General features: G+C 59.7%; 13 protein-coding genes and 1 pseudogene. 8 read left to right on the plus strand and 6 right to left on the minus strand.

Annotated features, from left to right (window positions below; genetic code table 11):
- Window positions 1–55 precede the first annotated feature (55 nt).
- Window positions 56–658: a tRNA-(ms[2]io[6]A)-hydroxylase gene (locus D109_RS0131525; protein WP_008431008.1), complete on the plus strand. Its 603-nt coding sequence runs from the start codon at window positions 56–58 to the stop codon at window positions 656–658.
- On the opposite strand, the gene D109_RS0131530 is transcribed toward D109_RS0131525, so the two are convergent.
- A complete protein-coding gene (locus D109_RS0131530) occupies window positions 614–1,819 on the minus strand; it encodes an MFS transporter (RefSeq protein WP_017480434.1) in 1,206 nt (401 codons plus the stop codon). The two genes, D109_RS0131525 and D109_RS0131530, sit on opposite strands and share 45 nt — an antisense overlap.
- A gap of 155 nt (window positions 1,820–1,974) precedes the next feature.
- Here D109_RS0131530 and D109_RS0131535 point away from each other — a divergent pair, with 155 nt between their 5' ends.
- Window positions 1,975–2,682, plus strand: a complete 708-nt coding sequence (locus D109_RS0131535) for a winged helix-turn-helix domain-containing protein (RefSeq protein WP_017480435.1) — start codon at window positions 1,975–1,977, stop codon at window positions 2,680–2,682.
- A complete protein-coding gene (locus tag D109_RS0131540) occupies window positions 2,683–3,960 on the plus strand; it encodes an ATP-binding protein (protein ID WP_017480436.1) in 1,278 nt (425 codons plus the stop codon).
- A 135-nt stretch (window positions 3,961–4,095) separates the two neighbouring features.
- Here the strand turns inward: D109_RS0131540 and D109_RS0131545 are convergent, their stop codons facing one another.
- Together D109_RS0131545 and D109_RS0131550 are read right to left on the minus strand one after the other, a co-directional pair.
- The gene (locus tag D109_RS0131545; RefSeq protein ID WP_017480437.1) at window positions 4,096–4,899 is read right to left on the minus strand and encodes a MipA/OmpV family protein; all 804 of its coding nucleotides are present in this window, start codon (window positions 4,897–4,899) and stop codon (window positions 4,096–4,098) included.
- A gap of 6 nt (window positions 4,900–4,905) precedes the next feature.
- Window positions 4,906–6,729: a serine hydrolase gene (locus tag D109_RS0131550; protein ID WP_017480438.1), complete on the minus strand. Its 1,824-nt coding sequence runs from the start codon at window positions 6,727–6,729 to the stop codon at window positions 4,906–4,908.
- A 118-nt stretch (window positions 6,730–6,847) separates the two neighbouring features.
- On the opposite strand from D109_RS0131550, the pseudogene D109_RS1000000135115 reads away from it, so the two are divergent.
- A pseudogene (locus D109_RS1000000135115) lies at window positions 6,848–6,976 on the plus strand (DUF3313 domain-containing protein); the annotation flags it as partial.
- 35 nt (window positions 6,977–7,011) lie between these two features.
- On the opposite strand, the gene D109_RS0131555 reads toward D109_RS1000000135115, so the two are convergent.
- The 3 genes from D109_RS0131555 to D109_RS01000000132270 all read right to left on the minus strand — a co-directional run bounded on the left by D109_RS0131555 (window position 7,012) and on the right by D109_RS01000000132270 (window position 12,544).
- Complete coding sequence (locus tag D109_RS0131555; protein WP_017480439.1) at window positions 7,012–8,412, minus strand: DUF1254 domain-containing protein; 1,401 nt, start codon at window positions 8,410–8,412, stop codon at window positions 7,012–7,014.
- A gap of 225 nt (window positions 8,413–8,637) precedes the next feature.
- Window positions 8,638–8,997, minus strand: coding sequence for a response regulator (locus tag D109_RS0131560; RefSeq protein ID WP_017480440.1), 360 nt, complete (start codon window positions 8,995–8,997; stop codon window positions 8,638–8,640).
- 214 nt (window positions 8,998–9,211) lie between these two features.
- On the minus strand, window positions 9,212–12,544 hold the full coding sequence (locus tag D109_RS01000000132270; protein ID WP_152416435.1) for a hypothetical protein: 3,333 nt from the start codon (window positions 12,542–12,544) through the stop codon (window positions 9,212–9,214).
- 567 nt (window positions 12,545–13,111) lie between these two features.
- Between D109_RS01000000132270 and D109_RS0131575 the strand changes: the two genes are divergently transcribed.
- Genes D109_RS0131575 through D109_RS0131590 form a run of 4 tightly spaced genes read left to right on the plus strand, consistent with a single transcriptional unit; the run spans window position 13,112 to window position 19,220 of the window.
- On the plus strand, window positions 13,112–16,609 hold the full coding sequence (locus D109_RS0131575) for a response regulator (RefSeq protein WP_017480443.1): 3,498 nt from the start codon (window positions 13,112–13,114) through the stop codon (window positions 16,607–16,609).
- On the plus strand, window positions 16,610–17,425 hold the full coding sequence (locus D109_RS0131580) for a protein-glutamate O-methyltransferase CheR (protein ID WP_017480444.1): 816 nt from the start codon (window positions 16,610–16,612) through the stop codon (window positions 17,423–17,425).
- On the plus strand, window positions 17,422–18,021 hold the full coding sequence (locus D109_RS0131585; protein ID WP_017480445.1) for a chemotaxis protein CheB: 600 nt from the start codon (window positions 17,422–17,424) through the stop codon (window positions 18,019–18,021). Before D109_RS0131580 ends, D109_RS0131585 begins: the two co-directional genes overlap by 4 nt.
- Window positions 18,015–19,220: a hybrid sensor histidine kinase/response regulator gene (locus tag D109_RS0131590; RefSeq protein WP_017480446.1), complete on the plus strand. Its 1,206-nt coding sequence runs from the start codon at window positions 18,015–18,017 to the stop codon at window positions 19,218–19,220. Before D109_RS0131585 ends, D109_RS0131590 begins: the two co-directional genes overlap by 7 nt.
- Window positions 19,221–19,276: the final 56 nt, after the last annotated feature.

Genomic DNA, 19,276 nt, shown 5'->3' on the forward strand with positions numbered 1-19,276 from the left:
TGCGGCGCGGTCGGTATAATCGCCGGCCTTTTGTGAATCTTTGCCCGTGAGCCCGATGAACCTGCCAGAAATCCACGAATTCCTCGGTTGCCGCACCCCCGACGGCTGGGTCCAGGCCGCGTTGGCCGACCAGGAAACCTTGCTGATCGACCACAAGAACTGTGAATTCAAGGCCGCCAGCACTGCCTTGAGCCTGATCGCCAAGTACCATTCCCACGTCGACCTGATCAACCTGATGTCACGCCTGGCCCGGGAAGAACTGGTGCACCACGAGCAAGTCATGCGCCTGATGAAGAAGCGCAAGATCGAGCTGCGCCAACTGTCCGCCGGCCGCTACGCCTCGGGTTTGCGCAAAGTGGTGCGCAGCCATGAGCCGGTCAAACTGGTGGATACGCTGGTGGTCGGCGCCTTTATCGAAGCCCGCAGTTGCGAGCGTTTCGAAGCACTGGTGCCGCATTTGGACGAAGAACTCGGCAAGTTCTACTTCGGCCTGCTGAAAAGCGAAGCCCGGCATTTCCAGGGTTACCTGAAACTGGCCTACCAGTACGGCGACGCCAAGGACATCGCCCAGGTCATCGACCGCGTGCGCGCCGCCGAGCAGGAACTGATCGAGTCACCGGACGTCGAGTTCCGCTTTCACAGTGGCGTGCCGGCCTGACACCACGTACACCAGCGCACCGATCAATACGGTGATCCCGGCCAACAGCAGGATCACTGTCTGTGTCCCCAGCGATGCCGCGAAAACCGCAATCAGCAATCCGGCCAACGGCTGCGAGAGGTTGTTGAGCAACGTGATCACTCCTACGGTCTTGCCAAAATCCTGGGTCGGAATCATCCGCTGGCGGATGCTGCGCATATACACGTTGAACATCTTGTCGAAACCGGTCACCAGCAGGAAGCCTGCGGCATAGGCCCAGACGTTCGGGCTGATCGCAGTCACCAGCGCACCCACGGCAATCATTGAATACGACAGGCCGCCGAGCACCTTCAACGGCAGGGTGGCGCGCGCCAGATAGAACAGAATGACAATGGTCACCACGGCACCCGCTGCCTGCAGGCCGGCGTAGGAGTCCTTGCCGGCGGCGTATTGACCGATGACCATGGCGGCCGACGTGGCCAGGGTGACACCGATGATCAGGTTCACGCCCACCGCCAGGGCGATGATCCTTTTCAGTTCCGGCAGGCTGCGGATGTGGCCGAAGGCAATGCGCAGCGGTTGCAGCCAGATGTCATGGTGCTGCTCGAAGGTCTCCAGGTTGACCCTGGTGTTGCGCTGCCAGATCAGCATCGCCAGGTCTGCCAGCAGGAACAGCCCGGCAATCCCCAGCACTACCCAATGCCAGGCCCAGACCTCCAGCATCAGCGCCGCCACCAAGGGGCCCAGCACCAACCCGGTCTGGTCGGCAATCTGCGAGTAGGACAAGGTCTTGGCGTAGGTGTAATGCTTGAAGATATGCGGCATCACCACTTCCCGGGCCATGATGCCCTGGGTGGTCAACACGCCGCACAGCGCCGAAAGAATGACAATCCAGTAGATCCCGTCAAATGCCCCATACAGCAGCACCGCCAGCACGCAGGCAACCGCCCGGTAAACCTGGCTGATATGCAGGATGCGAACGGGAGAGAACTTGTCGCACAACGCGCCGCACACCGGGAATGACAGAAAGCGCGGCAGTGACTCGACAAAAAACGCCAAGCCTGCCCAGGACACACTGTTGGTGGTCTGGAACACGATCAGCGGCACGATGAACAACAGAATCTGGTCGGCCAGGCGTGACAGGAATAACGAAATGAAGAACGCCAGGTAATCCTTGCGCATACAACTCCCTGTGAATGGCGTTAAAGATTGCAGGCTATTTGTTAAAAACTCTTAAAAGCATGAAGCTTCGTCGGCCAGTAATGGCCAGCTGCTTTAGTCTGCCTGCTTGCCCCCTATAATGCGCACACTTCAATCTGCGCGTGCACTGGAAATTTATGGATAACTTGGGTCTCGGCAAGGTCTTGCTCGTGGAGGACGATCAGAAGCTGGCAGGGCTGATCGCCCATTTCCTGTCCCAGCACGGCTTCGAAGTGCTGGCCGTGCACCGGGGTGACCTGGCGCTGGCGGCCTTTCTGGAGTTCAAGCCCAAGATCGTCGTGCTCGACCTGATGCTGCCCGGCCAGAGCGGCCTGCATGTGTGTCGCGAAATTCGCAACGTGTCCGACACGCCCATCGTGATCCTTACCGCCAAGGAAGACGACCTGGACCATATCCTCGGCCTGGAATCCGGCGCCGACGACTATGTGATCAAGCCGATCAAGCCGCCCGTGCTGCTGGCCCGTCTGCGTGCCCTGCAACGCCGGCAGACGCCGGAGCCCACGGTGCGGGGCTCCCTTGAGTTCGGCCGCTTGGCCATCGACCGCAGTTGCCGGGTGGTGAGCCTGGGCGGCGAGAAGATCGACCTGACCACCATGGAGTTCGAACTGCTGTGGTTGCTGGCCAGCGCCGCCGGGAAAATCCTCTCCCGCGACGACATCCTCAACCGCATGCGCGGGATTGCCTTCGACGGGCTCAATCGCAGCGTCGACGTGTACATCAGCAAGCTGCGCGGCAAGCTCAATGACAACCCTCGGGAACCGGTGTGCATCAAGACCATCTGGGGCAAGGGCTACCTGTTCAATCCGTTCGCCTGGGAGGTCTAGATGTTACGGCTGTTTCTGCGTCTGTATATCATCCTGGCCATTGGTTTGGCGGGGGCGATCTGGCTGGTGAACTACACCTTCGATGAGCTGCTGCCGGAGGCCAACGAAACCTACAACCGTGAGGCCCTGCGCGGCCCTGCTTATGGGTTGGTGGAACAATTGCGGCCGGTGACGGGTGAAGCCCGCGCTGCTCGCCTGGTTGACTTGCAGCCGCACTACGGACTGCGCCTGGCGCTGGTGCAGAAGGACGCGCTGAAACTGACCGAACGTGAGCAGCAACTGCTGGCCGGGGGCGAGTTGGTGGTGCGGGGCGATTTCATGGAGTTCATCTCCAACATCGACGGCGGCCAGCAACTGCTGCAAATCAAGCTGCCGGAAGAGCCCAAGTGGTTGTACATGTGGGCGTATGGCTTCCTCGGCCTGTGCCTGGCGATTGTCCTGTACTTCTGGGTACGGCCCCATTGGCGTGACCTGGAGCATATTCGCCTGGCCGCGCAACGTTTCGGCGACAACGACCTCGGCTCGCGCATCCTGCTGCCGCGCCGTTCCACCGTGCGCGAGCTGGCGGGGCACTTCAACCAGATGGCCGAGCGCATCGAAAGCCTGATCGCCAATCAGCGCGAGTTGACCAACGCGGTCTCCCACGAACTGCGCACGCCGATTGCGCGGCTGTCGTTTGAGCTCGACCAACTCAAGCAACAGGCCGACCCACGGCAGAGCCGCGCGCTGATCGCCGACATGTACGCCGACCTCGGCGAGCTGGAAGAAATGGTCTCGGAACTGTTGACCTATGCCAGCCTGGAACGTGGCGCCACGCAGATCACCCGGGAAAGCATCGAGGCCCACAGCTGGCTCGACAGCGTGATCGGCAGCGTCGCCCTGGAGGCCGAGGCGGCAGGCGTGCAGTTGCTGCTGCGCACCTGTGAAGTCGATTACATCCGCATCGAGCCGCGCTTTATGGCCCGGGCGGTGATCAATCTGTTGCGCAATGCGATTCGCTACGCTGACCGGCGTGTGGAAGTGTCGCTGGTGAAATTCGGTGCCGGCTACGAAGTGCGGGTGAATGACGATGGGCCTGGGGTGCCGATGGAAGGGCGGGCGAAGATTTTCGAACCGTTCCTGCGCCTCGATGCCAGCCGCGACCGCCGCACCGGTGGCTTCGGCCTCGGCCTGGCGCTGGTGAGGCGGGTGTGCCAGTGGCACGGCGGGCAGGTTGAAGTGCTGGATTCGGAGTGGGGCGGGGCGTCGTTTCGGATGACGTGGGCGTATGCCGAATAACCACCCATCAGCCACCGATCGTTCCAACGCTCTGCGTGGGAATGCCTGCCGTGACGCTCCGCGTCACCCATGCGCAGGAGCGGGACGCGGAGCGTCCCAATAGGCATTCCCACGCAGAGCGTGGGAACGATCGCCTTAGAACCTGTACTCGACCATCCCCATCACTGACGTCTGCAGCCGCCGCTCCACAATCGGGCTCTGGCCGGCCTTGTCCGCCAGGTATTGCACATCCAGCAGCGTCGAAAACTGGGTGTGCTCACTGATCGGCAAACTCCACACCAGGTTCATCCCGTTGCTGATATTGCCACCGCTGGCCTTGTAGGCCTTGAAGCGGCTCTGCGCGGCCTGGCCGGTGGTGACGCCGTACCAGGTCTGCAGGTAGTTGCTGTCGCCAAAATGGCTGCTGAGGCTGGCGTCCAACGAACCGCAGTCGCCGTCATACAGGTTGGTGCCCAGGCTCAATTCCAGGTGGGTGAAGGCCTTGCCGGAATCCTTGTGATCATCCTCTTCAAGTGCATGCTCGAGGGTGGCGCCGAGAATCACCCCGCCGAGGTTATAGCTGCCACTGATGCCTACTTGGGGACGGGTCTTGATCTCGCCCATGCCCTTGAGTTTCTTCGAGCCCGGGCGACCGCTCCTGCTTTCATCCTTGCGATTGCCACTGGCGCCGACGTAGGCGCTGAAGCTCGCACCGCCGCCGTCATAACCCCAGCCCAGGCCCTTGTCGGTGTCGAGGAAAATCCCCCAGGGGCTGACGATGGCCGCCCCCAGCACCGGCGCGGTCACCCGCTCGTCGCTGCCGCTGTAGCGGGGCAGGTTGGCCACGCCGGCCTTGAGGGTGTATTCCCAGTCGTCGGCCAGAAGGGTGTCGGCGCCGGACAGCAGGCACAGCGACGTCAGTGAAAGGCAGAGGTTTTTTGAACGCAGGAGGGTCTTCATGTGAGGTCAGAGACTCAGGGGGTTGTGGGGAGAATCGGTACGTTTGAACTGGTAGCCGGAGGCGCTCAGGCCATTGATCTGGCGGCTCACGGTGTCCCCCAGGCCATAGCCGTTGCCGGCAAGCACCGCGTGGGCGTTGTCCACGGGCAGCAGGATGTAGTCGGTCAGCGTCTGGTCGTGCAGTTGGCCGCGAATCACCAGGAAGCCGTTTTCCAGGCGCACGCTGATGCCGCTCAAGGGCGCGTCGGGTTCATGGGTGTTGAGCACTTGGTAGGTGCCGATGGTGTCGGCCCAGGCATTACTCAGCGGGGTCTGTTCGATGCGTTCGCCCACGGGCACGCGCTGACCATGGCTGCGGGCGGTGAGCATCTGGCGGCCTTGCACCGTCACCACGTCCAGCTGGACGCGGCCCAGTTCACCCAGGTCCTTGAGCCAGAAACCGAGGAATTTCTGCTGCGCCCGCAGCCAGCCATGGCCGTCCCGCAGCAGTTCGAAACGGGTGTCGGCCAACTCACCATACAGCTGACCGTTTTCGTCCTTGATACGGAAAATGCCCCAGGCCGTGGCATAGAAACCGGCCAGGCGCTTGCGGTCGATAGCGGCGGGCACCTGGCGGATTTTCAGGCCATGGGCCGGCTGCTGGCAGTCGTCAGAACACACCGGCTCGCCGGTCTGGGCCTGGAGCATCAGGCGCAGGGTGTCGGTGGTCAGAGACACCACCATCTCTTCGGCGTTGCTGTCGTTGGCCATCACGATCACGGCCAGTTGCTGGTCCGGCAGCATCGTCAGTTGCGCGGCGAAATCATCTCCGCCACCGCTGTGCTGGTAAGTGCGTATGCCGGGGCCGACCGGTTCATCACCACAAGGGGCGAGAAACCACCCCAGGCCCATCTGGCAGTCGAAGTCCAGGGCGTTGCCAGTGTTTTGCTGGGTGAACATGTCGTCAATCGACTGGCTGCTCAGCACCTGTTTGTCTTTGTAGAGGCCTCGGGCGAAGAGCATGCGCACGTAGTGGCTGAGGTCCTTGGGGCTTGCCCACAAGCCACCGGCGGCGAGGTCGCGTACCTGGGCGTCGGCGCTGACGGTGCCATCCTCATAACCCCGGGCGCGGAAGCTCAGTTGTGCGCCGGTGCCGACAAAGCTCGACTGATTCATCTCCAGCGGTTTGAGCAGGCTGCTTTGCAGGCGGTTTTCAAAGTCTTGCCCGCTGCTGCGCTCGATGGCGGCACCGGCCAGGGCGTAGCCGAGGTTGGAATAGGCCACCTGAGTGCCCGGCGGCGTGCTCAGCCATACCCCGGAAATACGCATCGGCATCTGGCCCATGGCGAAGGTGTTGCGCACGTCCCGCAGGTGTTCGCTGGGTAGGCCGGACTGGTGGCTGAGCAGGCGGCGCAGGGTGATGTCGCGGTCGGCAGCGGTCTGGTCGGAATGAAAGCGCGAGCGGACGTAAAACTCCCGCAGGGTGTCCTGGATCGGAGCGTCGAGGGCCAGGCGCTGTTGCTCCACCAGTTGCATGGCCGCGGTGGCGGTGAGCAGTTTGGAAAGGGCGCCGGCGCGGAACGCAGTGTTGGGGGTCACCGGTTTGCCCAGGGCTTTGTCGGCAACGCCGAAGCCGTGGGCCCAGATCAGTTCCTGGCCATTGACCAGGGCGATGGACAGGCCGGGTATGTTTTGCCTGGCCATTTCAACGGGGATGCGTTTTTGCAGGTAGCGGATGATTGCGCTGTAGTCGCCCTTAGGGATGGGCGGCGGGGCCGGCGGTTGGCCGTGGCAGCCGAGACTGCTCAGCAGGCAGCCCAGCAGCGGAATACTGCGCAATGTGCGAAACATGATGAGCACCCGAGGGGTGGTTTGGATGCTCGAATGCTAGGGGCGGGCCGTCCATCAGTCTTTGTGAGCTTTGTCGGGAAACTGTCAAAGACTGTTAAAGGGGGGCCGCCCCCCAACCGAAGTCGTGCGCAAAGGCCCCGGCAAGCCGCTGGCAAACGACTCCTAGGTGATGAACGCCGATGACGTGAAAAGCGTCATCGACGGCTGGGTGTCGGGCCTGCACCCATCCTTTTTGAAGCTAAAAAGGACCAAGCCTCAAACGGTGCGCGGCTTGAGCAGGAGCTATTTGATCGGTGTGAGCGGTGGCTGCTTCCATTGGCCGTTGCCCACTTCAGGTTTGGGCAGGTAAATGCGCAACAGAGCGTAGAACGGACCCGGAGGTGCAGGCAGCCAGTTGCTTTGTTCCGCCTTCGGTGGTTCGTGGTGTGCAACCAAAAGCGTCAGGCCGCCGTCGGCGTCGAGCTTGAAGTTGGGCAACATCCCCGACGTAAGCAGGTAGCGCTTCTTCAGGTTGGGCGTCAGCAGTTTGGTCTTGGCGCTGTACATGGTCAGTGACCAGAATGCGTCGGCCGGCGGCAACTGGTCCTTGGCGAAGTGCAGGGTGTAGCTGTGGCGTGCGCCGTTGGCGGGTTTGCCTTCGCTGTCCACGGAGTAGCGCAGGTAGGCCGTTTCATCACCGGAGTTGCCAAACAGGTGCAGGTTGGCGCCTGCGTAGCGGTACAGGTAATTGTTTTGAAGGTGGTCGCGGTTGCCGAACAGGTCAGCACTGGATACTTGATGGGTATCGATCTTGTCTTTCTTGAAGGCAGCATACTCGGCCTTGCCGTCGGCGATGCCGTCATCCAATGCTTTGCGCTGCTCAACCGTCAGGGCCTTGAGGTCGAACGGCTTGCCCGCCTCGACGCCGATCTTGGCAAAACGCGCGAGCACGTCTTTCTCACTGTCCTGCGGTGCGGCGTAGGCCAGCATGAAGTTCAGGTAGCGGAACAGATGCACGCTGTCGCTCATGTTCGGCGTAGGCTTGGGCCAGGCGATTTTCGGCGGCTTGATGGGTTTGGGCTGGTTCACGTAGCTGCTCAGGGTCTGGACCTTATAGCCGCTCTGGATCTGCTTGACTTTGCCCAGGTCCTTCTCATCGAACAATTGAGTGCGGTACAGGGCGTAGGCGATGTTGCTTTCGCTGTACACGACGCGGTCGATATCGGTTGGCTGCTGGCCTTTCCAGCCCGGGCCGGCAACCATGTAGTGACCACCGTTGTTGCCGGTACTACGGGTACCCAGATAGCCGAAGTTCTGCGTATAGAGGTCGATTAACTGCACGGCGTAGTAGCGGTTGTCTTCGATCTTGGGCAGGGTCAACACCACGGGCTCGGCCCGCAGATCGAGCCAGACAAAGGAGTTGGGCGTGTCCGGGTTGGGGGTGGGTATCGCTGTGTCTTTAGGGGTTATCGCCTGCGCGGTGTTCCCGATATGGTTGAACGGCGCCTTGAAGTTCGGCCCGGTCTTGTCGACGGCCTGGGCGTAGAGGGTCTTGTACATCTCCACCACCGGGAAGCCATAAAGGTAGGCTTCCTTGGCAATGGCCCGGGCTTCACTCGGCGTGGCGGTGAAATCGGCCCAGGCGCCGGTACTCATGAAAATCGAGAGGCTCGCCAACAGCAGGCGCGTCGGTGTTCGAATCATGTTGTTGCGTCCTTACTGAATCAGTCGGATGTCGTCGAGTTTTCAGCTGTTATCAAAGCAGGCTTCGGTGGGCGCGTACAGTCGCAACTGACTGAACTTTGCGCTTCAGGCAGAGTTTGCACTCAGTTGCTCAGGAAGTCTTTTGGCACGTGAGGTTCAACGCAAAGATCTGTCGACATCCACGAGATCAAAGTGCCGCCTGTGGAAGGCGGCAGCAGGGGGAAGTCAAAGCAGCATGGACTTGACTTTGTCACGCAACTGATCAATCGAGAACGGTTTGCCAATCACCTGGGTGCCAACGGGCACATCGATATTCTCGGCATAACCACTGGCGAACAGAATTGGCAGGGCAGGTTTCAGTTCACGGGCCTTGGCGGCCAGTTCCACGCCACTCATGCCCGGCAGGCCGTGGTCGGTCATCATCAGGTCGATGGTATGGGCGGTATCTTTGATGATATCCAGGGCGAGTTCAGCGTCTGCCGCCTCAAGCACCCGGAACTCCAGCTCTTCGAGGACATCGACGATCAACATGCGCACGATGGCGTCGTCTTCGACTACAAGGATGGTGGAGGCAGCAGCGGACATAGTGAGGATTCCCGAGAAGTGGAGGTGCAGGTCTTGATCATTCGAAAGACCATCCTCTAGTGAGTCATGTCGATCTCGGCAAGTTCCCGAAACTGGGTAGGTATTGTGCCGTTAATGGGTGGGAATGTCCTCCGGTACGAATAAAATCTATGGGGCCGAAGCTGCTTCGCAACGAGCAGCTTCGGCAACACCGCTTCGGGTCAGTTCAAGGTCGTTAAAGCTCGACGGATATCATGTGTGTAACGCTTGGGCGTCTTGGATAGACCGCCATATCGCTGCCTGAAAACTCGCTGACCTTGTATTCCGGGGATCCGGGTGTTGTTCCATGAGCGCGATGCTGAAATGGGCTGGTGCCCCTGTTCAATGTACGTTCCAGTCCGTCGCTCATGGCCTTGGCGGAGTCAAACTTGGCAAGCCCGAAGTTTGGATCGAAATAAAACCAGAGGGGCTTGTCGTCCCTGAGGGTGACGCCTGCCAGCAGGGCGTGGTCCTGGGTGGCTATGCGCAGGGTTTTTCCGGGCGCCGCCTCAGCCAGTTCGTCGATGATTGTCTGGTAAGAAACTTGCCGGATGGGCTTGCCCATGTGGAACGTTACGTCACCCGATACCTTATTGTGAAAAGCATTCAGCTCTTTAATAAAGTCTGCCCCGGTGTCAACCTTTGGCTTGGCAGCTGCGGTAAACAGGTTGCCCAAGAATGTACTTTCGGTTCCGGACTCAATAGCCAGCCCCAATGCGTTCGCCATACCGGCACACTCGCCTTCGGAGGCAAGGTTGACCTGACTGAGGTAATACTCCTGCGGCATGGGGGTTACATGGCCGCCAGCCGCTTGTATGTCGCGCTGGAACAAGCCAAACCCGTCCTGGCTCAACTTTACTTTTTGCAGTTCTATCTGTTTGGCCAGGGCGCCGACTTCCTTATAGGACAGGAAGGGTTGTGAGGCGAGTGCTTGAAGCTCGGGAATGCTCAACGAGGCATCGTAGCCGGGGATGTCGCCCGGTTTTCCAGTGGTATAACCCAGTTCAAAGTCCAACAGGTTGTTTGGCTGTTTGGCTTTCTCCATTTTGATCTTGAAGTCTGCTGGGACATACCGGCTTAGAAAGCCCGAAGGCGGCGGTACGGCGATTTCGCCTGCGAGCTTGTTATAAAGCCAGTCTGTCAGGTTGAGATTCAGCGTTTGGCCATCCATTGCCCTCACATCGGGGGTGAACGTTTCGAGTGGCGAGCCATAAGGTCGCTGTTTGTCTGCGTCGAAGGCATACCACTTGCCCTCTTTGAGTACAGCGCCGCCTTCAACACTGTGGCCTGCCACCTTGAGGGTGCCAGTGGCAGCGGCGTCGTAGCTTGCACTGACAGTCTTGAGTAAATCGTAACTGCCACTGGCACCTTTGAGTTTATTGAAGCCTTCAATGCTTTTTTCGAGCAAAAACGTGCCGCCTTTGTTAACCAGCCCTACGCCCCCCTGTACCAGATCGCCCAAACCGCTCACCGGGTTCAAGCCACTCATGACCGCCACGCCTATTTTCTTGGCGACGTTCAAGGCCTTGGCGCCGGCGCTGATGACCTTTGTGCCTGCGTGCACTGCTTTCGCCGAGCCCAGGGTTATAAAACCCAGCAGGTCCTGCTGAAGATCGATCGCCCCGTCCACGTAATTACCCTTGGTAAAGTTGACAATCGCTGACCTGAGGGGAATGAGGTCCAGGAAGAAATTGGTCACCTTCAGCTCGGTTTCCATTTGCTTGTCGTAGGTCGTGGCACCTTTGGCTTGCTTAACGACGTCCTCGTTACCCAGATCGAGGTTTTCGACAAATGCATTGGCGATGTACTGGGTGCGGGCGGTAGTAAAGCTGTTTGGGGGCAGTGGGTTCGTATCTGCCTGGGCTGAACGGGCCGACTCGCTGTCGTTGGCAGGGTTGAACGCTTGTATTCGCTTCTCTTTGATCGCCAGTTCCCAGGTGCTCGCGGAGAAATCCTGAGGGATGACTTTTTTGATGCTGCCGTTTTTTATATCCACCTTATAGGTGTTGCTTCCTTCTTTGCCCTCCACCTGCATCAGGAACTCATGTTTAACCGGTTTGAACAGGGGTGTAACTAAGTTCGGGCCCAACTGATAAACAGAGGGCTGATAAAAAGTGATTTTTCCCTGCTCGATGTTTTTTCGATCTTCCAGCGGCAGGTTGGCGATCAGGTGTTTTACGGTGGTGACAACCCCTTCGTTGCGCGACTGGATCGACTCTTCAAACTGCTTTTGAAATGTCGCATTCACGTCGAATTTGAGTGACTTGCCTTCCAGTGCCTGGGTGATGTCTGGATCCTTGGATTCCCAGGTGTAATTGCCCAAACCACTCATGGCGATGTCCAGTAGTGAATGCCGGCCCGCAGGTGCGCGGTTTGGGTCGTGGAGCGGAGAGCCGAACTGTTGTTGGCGGTCGTCCTTCACTGTCAGGACCTTTTTTTCAAACGGCACATCATCCCCGAACCGCTCTTTAAGCTGGGCCAGCGCAATGGCCCTGCGGCTCGGGATTTCGGTCTCCACCAAGGTGGAGGCCTTCATTCGTTCATCCACTTGTGCAGTGAATTCGCTGCGTATCGTTTCAAGCTGGGAGGGGGTGTAATCATCATTGGGCTGTTTGGCAATAACGCCATTGGCTACGGCCCAATCGATCAGCGCTGTCCTTTTTGCACTTTGGGTCGCGGCGGGCGTGGCCAGTGCCGCGCTTTCAGCCTTCAGCATCACTTGGGCGAAGGTCATGTTCGGTACCGAGCCCGGCGACTGCGCTTCTATCGACGCCGCCGCAACCGCCAGGTTGACCCAGGCCGGGCTGCCGTAGGTCACGTTGGCGGGGATGTCTTTGATCAGAAACTCCGGGGCTGTTCTTGCCAGTAATACGTAAGCACCCGCCTGGGCCATCTCGGGGCTGGTTCTGCCCTGGCTCGACAGGTGTGCGCTCAGCCCGTTGACGATGGCCGATGCCGGCTTGCCCCAATGCTGGGGACTGGCCACGTCGTAACCGGCCAGCTTGTTCCGCTGAGGCGCCTGGACTGACTCGTGATCAATCTGCGTACTGATAGCGGCCAGCAGGTAGTCGTTATGGCTGTTCTCGGTCTCGATGCCATTGAGCCCGCGCTGCAGGGCCTGGCCCATCAGTTGGCCTTCGGGCGAGCTTAAAAGAAACTCCAGGATCTTGGCCGGATCGTTCATGGCGGCCGCCGGAATGGGGTTCTGATAGGCGAGAAAATCCAGGATGCTCTTGCTTTGCTTGACTTGCGGCTTATCACCGAGGTGGTGGGAGTGGTTCATCGCAAGCGTGCTTAGCTTAGTTTGTTGGTTCTGATCCAACGGTACGGGCCAGGACAAGGCACCGCCCAGATCACCGAAAGGGTGGGCGGCGATCCTGACGGCGGCTTCCTGTTTCAGCTTGAGGAACTCGGCCTTTGTGGTAGGCAAAGGCACCCCGTTGGCAGTGAGGAATGCCTCCAGGCTTTGGCTGACCCTGGTGCCCATACCCATCGTTTTATGATGGGACGAGTCTGGATGAATGGCCATTTGCGTGGCTTCAGGACGGATAATAGATAGGGGGCAGTGTCGTAATCTTGTAGTGGCGGGGCTGCCAGGTTGACGGCGTAGAGCAAGTTCTGCCAGTTCTGCCGGTCGGCCATTGGCTGTTTCAGCGGGTCGGAGCGGGGGGGCGGATGCTGCTGGTGCTAGTGCTGGTGCTGGTGCTCCTGCAACCGCACGTGGAGTTGAGGTCTGGGCGCCCACTGACGATGTTCCGAAAGCAGGGGGGGGCAAGAGTTGGGGGGCAGGCTGCTGCACAGAGAGATTGCTGACATTTTGCATGGTTGGGTACCTTTATTAGGAGATACGCGCCTTTTCCGAGGAGGTTCCCTGTTCCCCACGGCACACCTTTGGGTGGGCCCGTCCATCGACAACGTTCCCGCTCAACCCCTTATGCAAGAAACAAAGTCAATTGCCGGGTGTTAAAAGCACGCCGATTCGTCGACTAATCAATGGGTTATGTAATCTACGTCGCTGCGAGAAGCAGAAAAATAGCGCTCAGGCGCAACTTTGGGGCAAACTCCCCGTTTTTCCGTATTTGGCCAAGGCATGCCCATGACTCCCGCGTCGACTGTCGATGAGAAAAGCTTCCGTAAATTGCTGGGCCGCAACGTGGCGCTGCCGTTGGGCGTTGGCGTGCTCAGCGCGGTGTTTTTCGTCGTTCTGATCACTTACCTGTTGTCGGTGATTCAGTGGGTCGAACACACCGACCGGGTGATCAACAATCTCAACGAAACCTCGAAATTGACCGTGGACCTGGAAACCGGCATGCGCGGCTTCCTCATCACCGGCGATGAACACTTCCTCGACCCGTATGAAGTGGCCAAGCCGCGGATCATTTCGGACTTGCGCAATTTGCAGGCACTGGTGGCGGACAATCCAGAGCAGGTGGACCGGCTCAAGCGTCTGGAATCGTTGCAACAGGCGTGGAACACCTACGCCCAGTCGATGATTGATATGCAGCGCCAAAGCGGTGATTTCCGCGGCGCCGTGAAAGCAGGGCGCGGCAAAAGCCTGACGGACGAGATTCGCAAGGAGTACGACCGGGCGGTGGCGATGGAGCAACAATTCCGCATCACCCGCAATGAAGACGTTACCCGCACCACGATCATCAGCGTCACCTTGTACCTGGTGTTTGTGCTCGGCCTGAGCGGGTTCCTCGCGTATGTCGGTCGAAAGAATCTTCTTGAACTTTCAAACAGTTACAGCGAAAACCTCATGTCACAGCAGAGGATCGCCAAGCGCCTTGAGCAGCAAGCCTGGCTGCGCAACGGCCAGACCGAACTGGCCGAGCAGGTCCTCGGCCAACTGACATTGAACCTGCTGGGCCGCAACATCCTGCAGTTCTTCGCCCAGTACATGGGCTCGGCGGTGGCGGCGCTGTACGTGCGTGAAGAGCACGGTGGCCTTACACGCGTGGCCACTTATGGCTTCTCCCGGGAGCAAGAGCAGCAGGAACAGTCGATCTATAACGATGAAGGCATCGTCGGCCAGTCTGCCCGCCAGGATCGCCTGATTCGCCTGGACGATGTGCCGGTGGACTACTTCAAGGTCAGTTCCGGCCTCGGCGAAGGTTCGACCCGCAGTGTGATGGTGGTACCGACCAGCGACGATGGCCGGGTCAACGGGGTGATCGAGCTGGGTTTCCTACGTACACTGGAAGACCGTGATATCGAACTGCTGGAGTTGATTGCCGAGAATATCGGCACCTCCATCGAAGCCGCCCGTTATCGTCAGCGTCTGCAGGAAGTGCTGGCCGAAACCCAGCAGCTTAATGAAGAGCTGCAAGTGCAGCAGGAAGAGCTCAAGACCGCCAACGAAGAGCTGGAAGAGCAATCGCGCATCCTCAAGGAATCCCAGGCTTTCCTTGAAACCCAACAGGCGGAGCTGGAACAGACCAACGAACAGTTGGCCGAACAGACCCAGACCCTGGCCGACCAGCGCGATGCCATGGATCAGAAAAACGTTGAACTCAATCGCGTACAGATCGAGCTGGAAGAGCGCGCCGACGAGTTGCAGCGTTCCAGCAAGTACAAGTCCGAGTTCCTCGCCAACATGTCCCACGAGCTGCGCACGCCGCTGAACAGCTCGTTGATCCTCGCCAAGTTGCTGGCGGAGAACCCCCAGGAAAACCTCAGCGCCGAACAGGTCAAGTTCGCCGAGTCGATCTATTCGGCCGGCAACGACCTGCTCAACCTGATCAATGACATCCTCGATATCTCCAAGGTCGAAGCCGGCAAGCTGGAAATGCGCCCGGAGAACACCAGCGTTGCGCGCTTGGTGGATGGGCTGCGCGGCATGTTCGAGCCGCTGGCGGCCGACCGCAAGCTCGGGTTCCAGGTGGAGGTGCAGGAAGGCTCGCCGCACATGCTGTTCACCGACCGCCAGCGCCTGGAGCAGATTCTGAAGAACCTGCTGTCCAACGCGATCAAGTTCACTGAGCAAGGTGAGGTCAGCCTGTCGGTATCCCGGGCGCCGGGGGAGGGCATTGCCTTTACCGTGCGTGATTCGGGGATTGGTATCGCCCCGGACCAGCAGGAAAGCATCTTCGAGGCCTTCCGCCAGGCCGATGGCACCACCAACCGCCGTTACGGCGGCACCGGCCTGGGCCTGTCGATCTCCCGAGACCTGGCGAACCTGTTGGGCGGCTATATCAGTGTCACCAGCGAACCTGGCCAGGGCAGTATCTTTACCCTGGTGGTGCCCGAGCACTATGTAGAGCGTGACGAAGACACCCCGGCGCTGGAACAGCCGCGGGCGGTAGTCCCTGTGCCTGCACCGGCGCCGATCAAGGTGTCGCCGATGCCGATCGCCCACGAAGCGCAGATCCCACGCTTTATCGATGACCGCGACAAGGCCCCGTTCGCCACGCGCTGCATCCTGGTGGTGGAAGATGAGCCCAACTTCGCCCGCATCCTCTTCGACCTCGCCCATGAACTGGGTTACCACTGCCTGGTGGCCCATGGCGCAGACGAAGGCTATGCCCTGGCGGAACAGTACATTCCCGACGCGATCCTGCTAGACATGCGCCTGCCGGACCATTCCGGCCTGACCGTGCTGCAACGCCTCAAGGAACATGCCGGGACCCGCCATATCCCGGTGCACGTGATTTCCGTCGAAGACCGCGTCGAAGCCGCCATGCACATGGGCGCCATCGGGTACGCGGTCAAGCCGACCACCCGCGAAGATCTCAAGGATGTGTTCGCCCGCCTGGAGGCCAAGCTCACGCAGAAGGTCAAGCGGGTGCTGCTGGTGGAAGACGATGACTTGCAGCGCGACAGCATTGCCCGCCTGATCGGCGACGATGACATCGAGATCACCGCCGTAGGCTTCGCCCAGGAGGCATTGGACCTGCTTCGCAGCCACATCTATGACTGCATGATCATCGACCTCAAGCTGCCGGACATGCTCGGTAATGAGCTGCTCAAGCGCATGTCCACCGAGGATATCTGCTCGTTCCCGCCGGTGATCGTCTACACCGGGCGCAACCTGACCCGGGACGAAGAGGCCGAACTGCGCAAGTATTCACGCTCGATCATTATCAAGGGCGCACGCTCCCCCGAGCGTTTGCTGGACGAGGTCACACTCTTTCTGCACAAAGTCGAATCCCAGCTGTCCCATGAACGCCAGACAATGCTCAGGACCGCCCGCAGCCGCGACAAGGTCTTCGAAGGGCGCAAGATCCTGCTGGTGGATGACGATGTGCGCAATATCTTCGCCCTGACCAGTGCCCTGGAGCACAAGGGCGCGATTGTCGTGATCGGCCGTAACGGCCGCGAGGCAATCGAGAAACTCAATGAAGTCGATGACATCGACCTGGTGCTGATGGACGTGATGATGCCGGAGATGGACGGTTACGAGGCCACGGCCCTGATCCGCCAGGACCCGCGCTGGCGCAAGCTGCCGATCATCGCGGTGACGGCCAAGGCCATGAAGGACGATCAGGAGCGTTGCCTGGCGGCAGGTTCCAACGATTACCTGGCCAAGCCCATCGACCTTGACCGGTTGTTTTCATTGATTCGCGTGTGGCTACCCAAGATGGAACGGATTTAATTGGAAAGAAGCACTGACATCGAACTGCGCTTGCTGATTGAGGCGATCTACCTCAAATACAGCTATGACTTTCGTGATTACTCCGGGGCCTCGGTCAAGCGCCGCGTGGCCCATGCGCTGCGTCAGTTCGACTGCGCCACCATCTCGGCCTTGCAGGAGCGGGTGCTGCATGACCCGACGGCGTTCATGCAGTTGCTGCAATTCCTGACGATTCCCGTCAGTGAAATGTTTCGCGACCCTTCGCACTTCCTGGCGATTCGCCAGGAAGTGGTGCCGCTGCTCAAGACCTACCCGTCGATCAAGATCTGGATCGCCGGCTGCAGCACCGGGGAAGAGGTGTACTCCATGGCCATCCTGTTGCGTGAGGAGGGCTTGCTGGAGCGCACCATCATTTACGCCACCGACATCAATCCCCGGTCCCTGGAAAAAGCCAAGCAGGGGATTTTTTCCCTTGAGAACATCCGCGCCTATACCCACAACTACCAGCAGGCCGGTGGCCAGCGTTCGTTTGCCGATTACTACACCGCGGCTTACGATCATGCGATCTTCGACAAGACCCTGCGGGAGACCGTGACGTTTGCCGATCATAGCCTGGCGACGGATAGCGTATTCTCAGAAACTCAGTTAATTTCCTGCCGTAATGTACTGATTTACTTCAATAAAAAGTTGCAGGACAGGGCGTTTGGATTGTTTCATGAGTCGCTGTGTCATCGCGGCTTCCTGGTGCTGGGCAGCAAGGAAACCCTGGATTTTTCCGGCTACAGCAAACAGTTCGAACCCTTGGTCAAGCAAGAACGGATCTACCGAAAATTATGAATGAAGCTGCTGCCAGCCCGGCATCCGGGATCGAAGCTATTGTGATCGGCGCTTCCGCGGGCGGTGTCGAGGCGTTGCTGGGCATTTTTGGTGAATTGCCGGCCAACTTCAGCCTGCCGATCATCACGGTGCTGCACCTGCCGGACGAACGCCGCAGCCAGTTGGCGGAAGTGTTTGACCGTCGCGTATCGATGACGGTGGTGGAAGCGCGGGACAAGGAAGTGATCCAGCCCGGCACCCTGTATTTTGCCGGCCCCGGTTATCACCTGTCGGTGGAGCACGACCGCAGCTTGTCACTGAGCCAGGAGGACCGCGTGCACCATTCCCGGCCAGCCATTGACTACCTGTTCGAGTCGGCCGCCGATGCGTACGGCACCGGTCTGATGGCGATCCTGCTGACGGGCGCCAACCAGGACGGCGCCCGAGGCCTGGCCCATGTCAAACAGTGCGGTGGTATGACGGTGGTCCAGGATCCCGACGAGGCGCGGGTCGCCGTCATGCCCCGGGCCGCCCTGGCGTTGCATACACCTGACTATATTCTTCCCTTGAGCCGCATCGGCACCTTGCTGGCTTCCCTGGAATCCTCCCCATGTTAAGTACTGTCCAGGCCAAACTGCTGATCGTCGACGATCTGCCGGAAAACCTGCTGGCCCTTGAAGCGCTGATCAAGCGTGAGGACCGCCAGGTCTACAAGGCATTGAGCGCCGACGAGGCCTTGTCGCTGCTGCTGGAGCACGAGTTCGCGATGGCCATTCTCGACGTGCAGATGCCCGGCATGAACGGCTTTGAGCTGGCCGAGCTGATGCGCGGCACCGAAAAGACCAAGAACATCCCGATCGTGTTTGTCAGTGCCGCCGGTCGTGAGCTCAACTACGCGTTCAAGGGCTACGAAAGCGGCGCCGTGGACTTCCTGCACAAACCGCTGGATATCCATGCGGTCAAGAGCAAGGTCAATGTGTTCGTCGACCTGTATCGCCAGAGCAAGGCGATGAAACAGCAGGTTGAAGCCCTGGAGCAAAGCCGCCGCGAGCAGGAAGCCTTGCTCACGCGCTTGCAGGCCACCCAGGCTGAACTGGAGCAGGCCGTGCGTATGCGTGATGACTTTATGTCGATCGTGGCCCATGAAGTGCGCACGCCCCTCAACGGGCTGATCCTGGAAACCCAATTGCGCAAGATGCACCTGGCCCGGGACAACGCCGCGGCCTTTACCATGGACAAGATGCACGCCATGGTCGACCGCGACGAGCGGCAGATCCAGAGCCTGATCCGCCTGATCGAAGACATGCTCGACGTGTCGCGTATTCGCACCGGCAAGCTGTCGATTCGCCCCGGGCGCTTTGACCTGACGCAACTGGTGCACAACCTGCTGGAGAATTTCGCCCCGCAAGTGGCGGCGGCCGAGTCCTCGGTGAAGTGGGTCCAGGAAGGGCCGGTGGAGGGCAACTGGGACGAGTTCCGTATCGAACAGGTGGTGTCCAACCTGCTGACCAACGCCTTGCGTTATGGCGCCAAGAGCCCGGTGGAAGTGCGGGTGTACGCAGAGCATGGCGAAGCACGGGTGGAAGTGCGTGACCACGGGATCGGTATCAGCGAAGACAACCAGACGCGGATCTTCCAGCAGTTTGAACGGGTGTCGGCCAGCCACGCCGTGGCGGGCCTGGGCCTGGGGCTGTTTATCTCCGAGCAGATTATCGCGGCCCACGGCGGGACCATTGAGGTCGAAAGCAGGATAGGCGAGGGCGCCTTGTTCCGCGTCTGCCTGCCGTTAGCGCCTGCGCCAGGAAATCAATCGTGAATCCGACGCAACCTCTGCGTGACCCCATGGTCGTATCAGCAGCAATTGACCGGACA

Origin of the sequence: Pseudomonas sp. PAMC 26793 (assembly GCF_000313235.1) — a bacterium.
Classification (GTDB): Bacteria; Pseudomonadota; Gammaproteobacteria; order Pseudomonadales; family Pseudomonadaceae; genus Aquipseudomonas; species Aquipseudomonas yamanorum.

Coding starts and splice junctions, on each gene's coding strand:
- D109_RS0131525 (WP_008431008.1), top strand. CDS start 56: ATGAACCTGCCAGAAATCCACGAATTCCTCGGTTGCCGCACCCCCGAC.
- D109_RS0131530 (WP_017480434.1), bottom strand. CDS start 1,819: ATGCGCAAGGATTACCTGGCGTTCTTCATTTCGTTATTCCTGTCACGC.
- D109_RS0131535 (WP_017480435.1), top strand. CDS start 1,975: ATGGATAACTTGGGTCTCGGCAAGGTCTTGCTCGTGGAGGACGATCAG.
- D109_RS0131540 (WP_017480436.1), top strand. CDS start 2,683: ATGTTACGGCTGTTTCTGCGTCTGTATATCATCCTGGCCATTGGTTTG.
- D109_RS0131545 (WP_017480437.1), bottom strand. CDS start 4,899: ATGAAGACCCTCCTGCGTTCAAAAAACCTCTGCCTTTCACTGACGTCG.
- D109_RS0131550 (WP_017480438.1), bottom strand. CDS start 6,729: ATGTTTCGCACATTGCGCAGTATTCCGCTGCTGGGCTGCCTGCTGAGC.
- D109_RS0131555 (WP_017480439.1), bottom strand. CDS start 8,412: ATGATTCGAACACCGACGCGCCTGCTGTTGGCGAGCCTCTCGATTTTC.
- D109_RS0131560 (WP_017480440.1), bottom strand. CDS start 8,997: ATGTCCGCTGCTGCCTCCACCATCCTTGTAGTCGAAGACGACGCCATC.
- D109_RS01000000132270 (WP_152416435.1), bottom strand. CDS start 12,544: ATGGCCATTCATCCAGACTCGTCCCATCATAAAACGATGGGTATGGGC.
- D109_RS0131575 (WP_017480443.1), top strand. CDS start 13,112: ATGACTCCCGCGTCGACTGTCGATGAGAAAAGCTTCCGTAAATTGCTG.
- D109_RS0131585 (WP_017480445.1), top strand. CDS start 17,422: ATGAATGAAGCTGCTGCCAGCCCGGCATCCGGGATCGAAGCTATTGTG.
- D109_RS0131590 (WP_017480446.1), top strand. CDS start 18,015: ATGTTAAGTACTGTCCAGGCCAAACTGCTGATCGTCGACGATCTGCCG.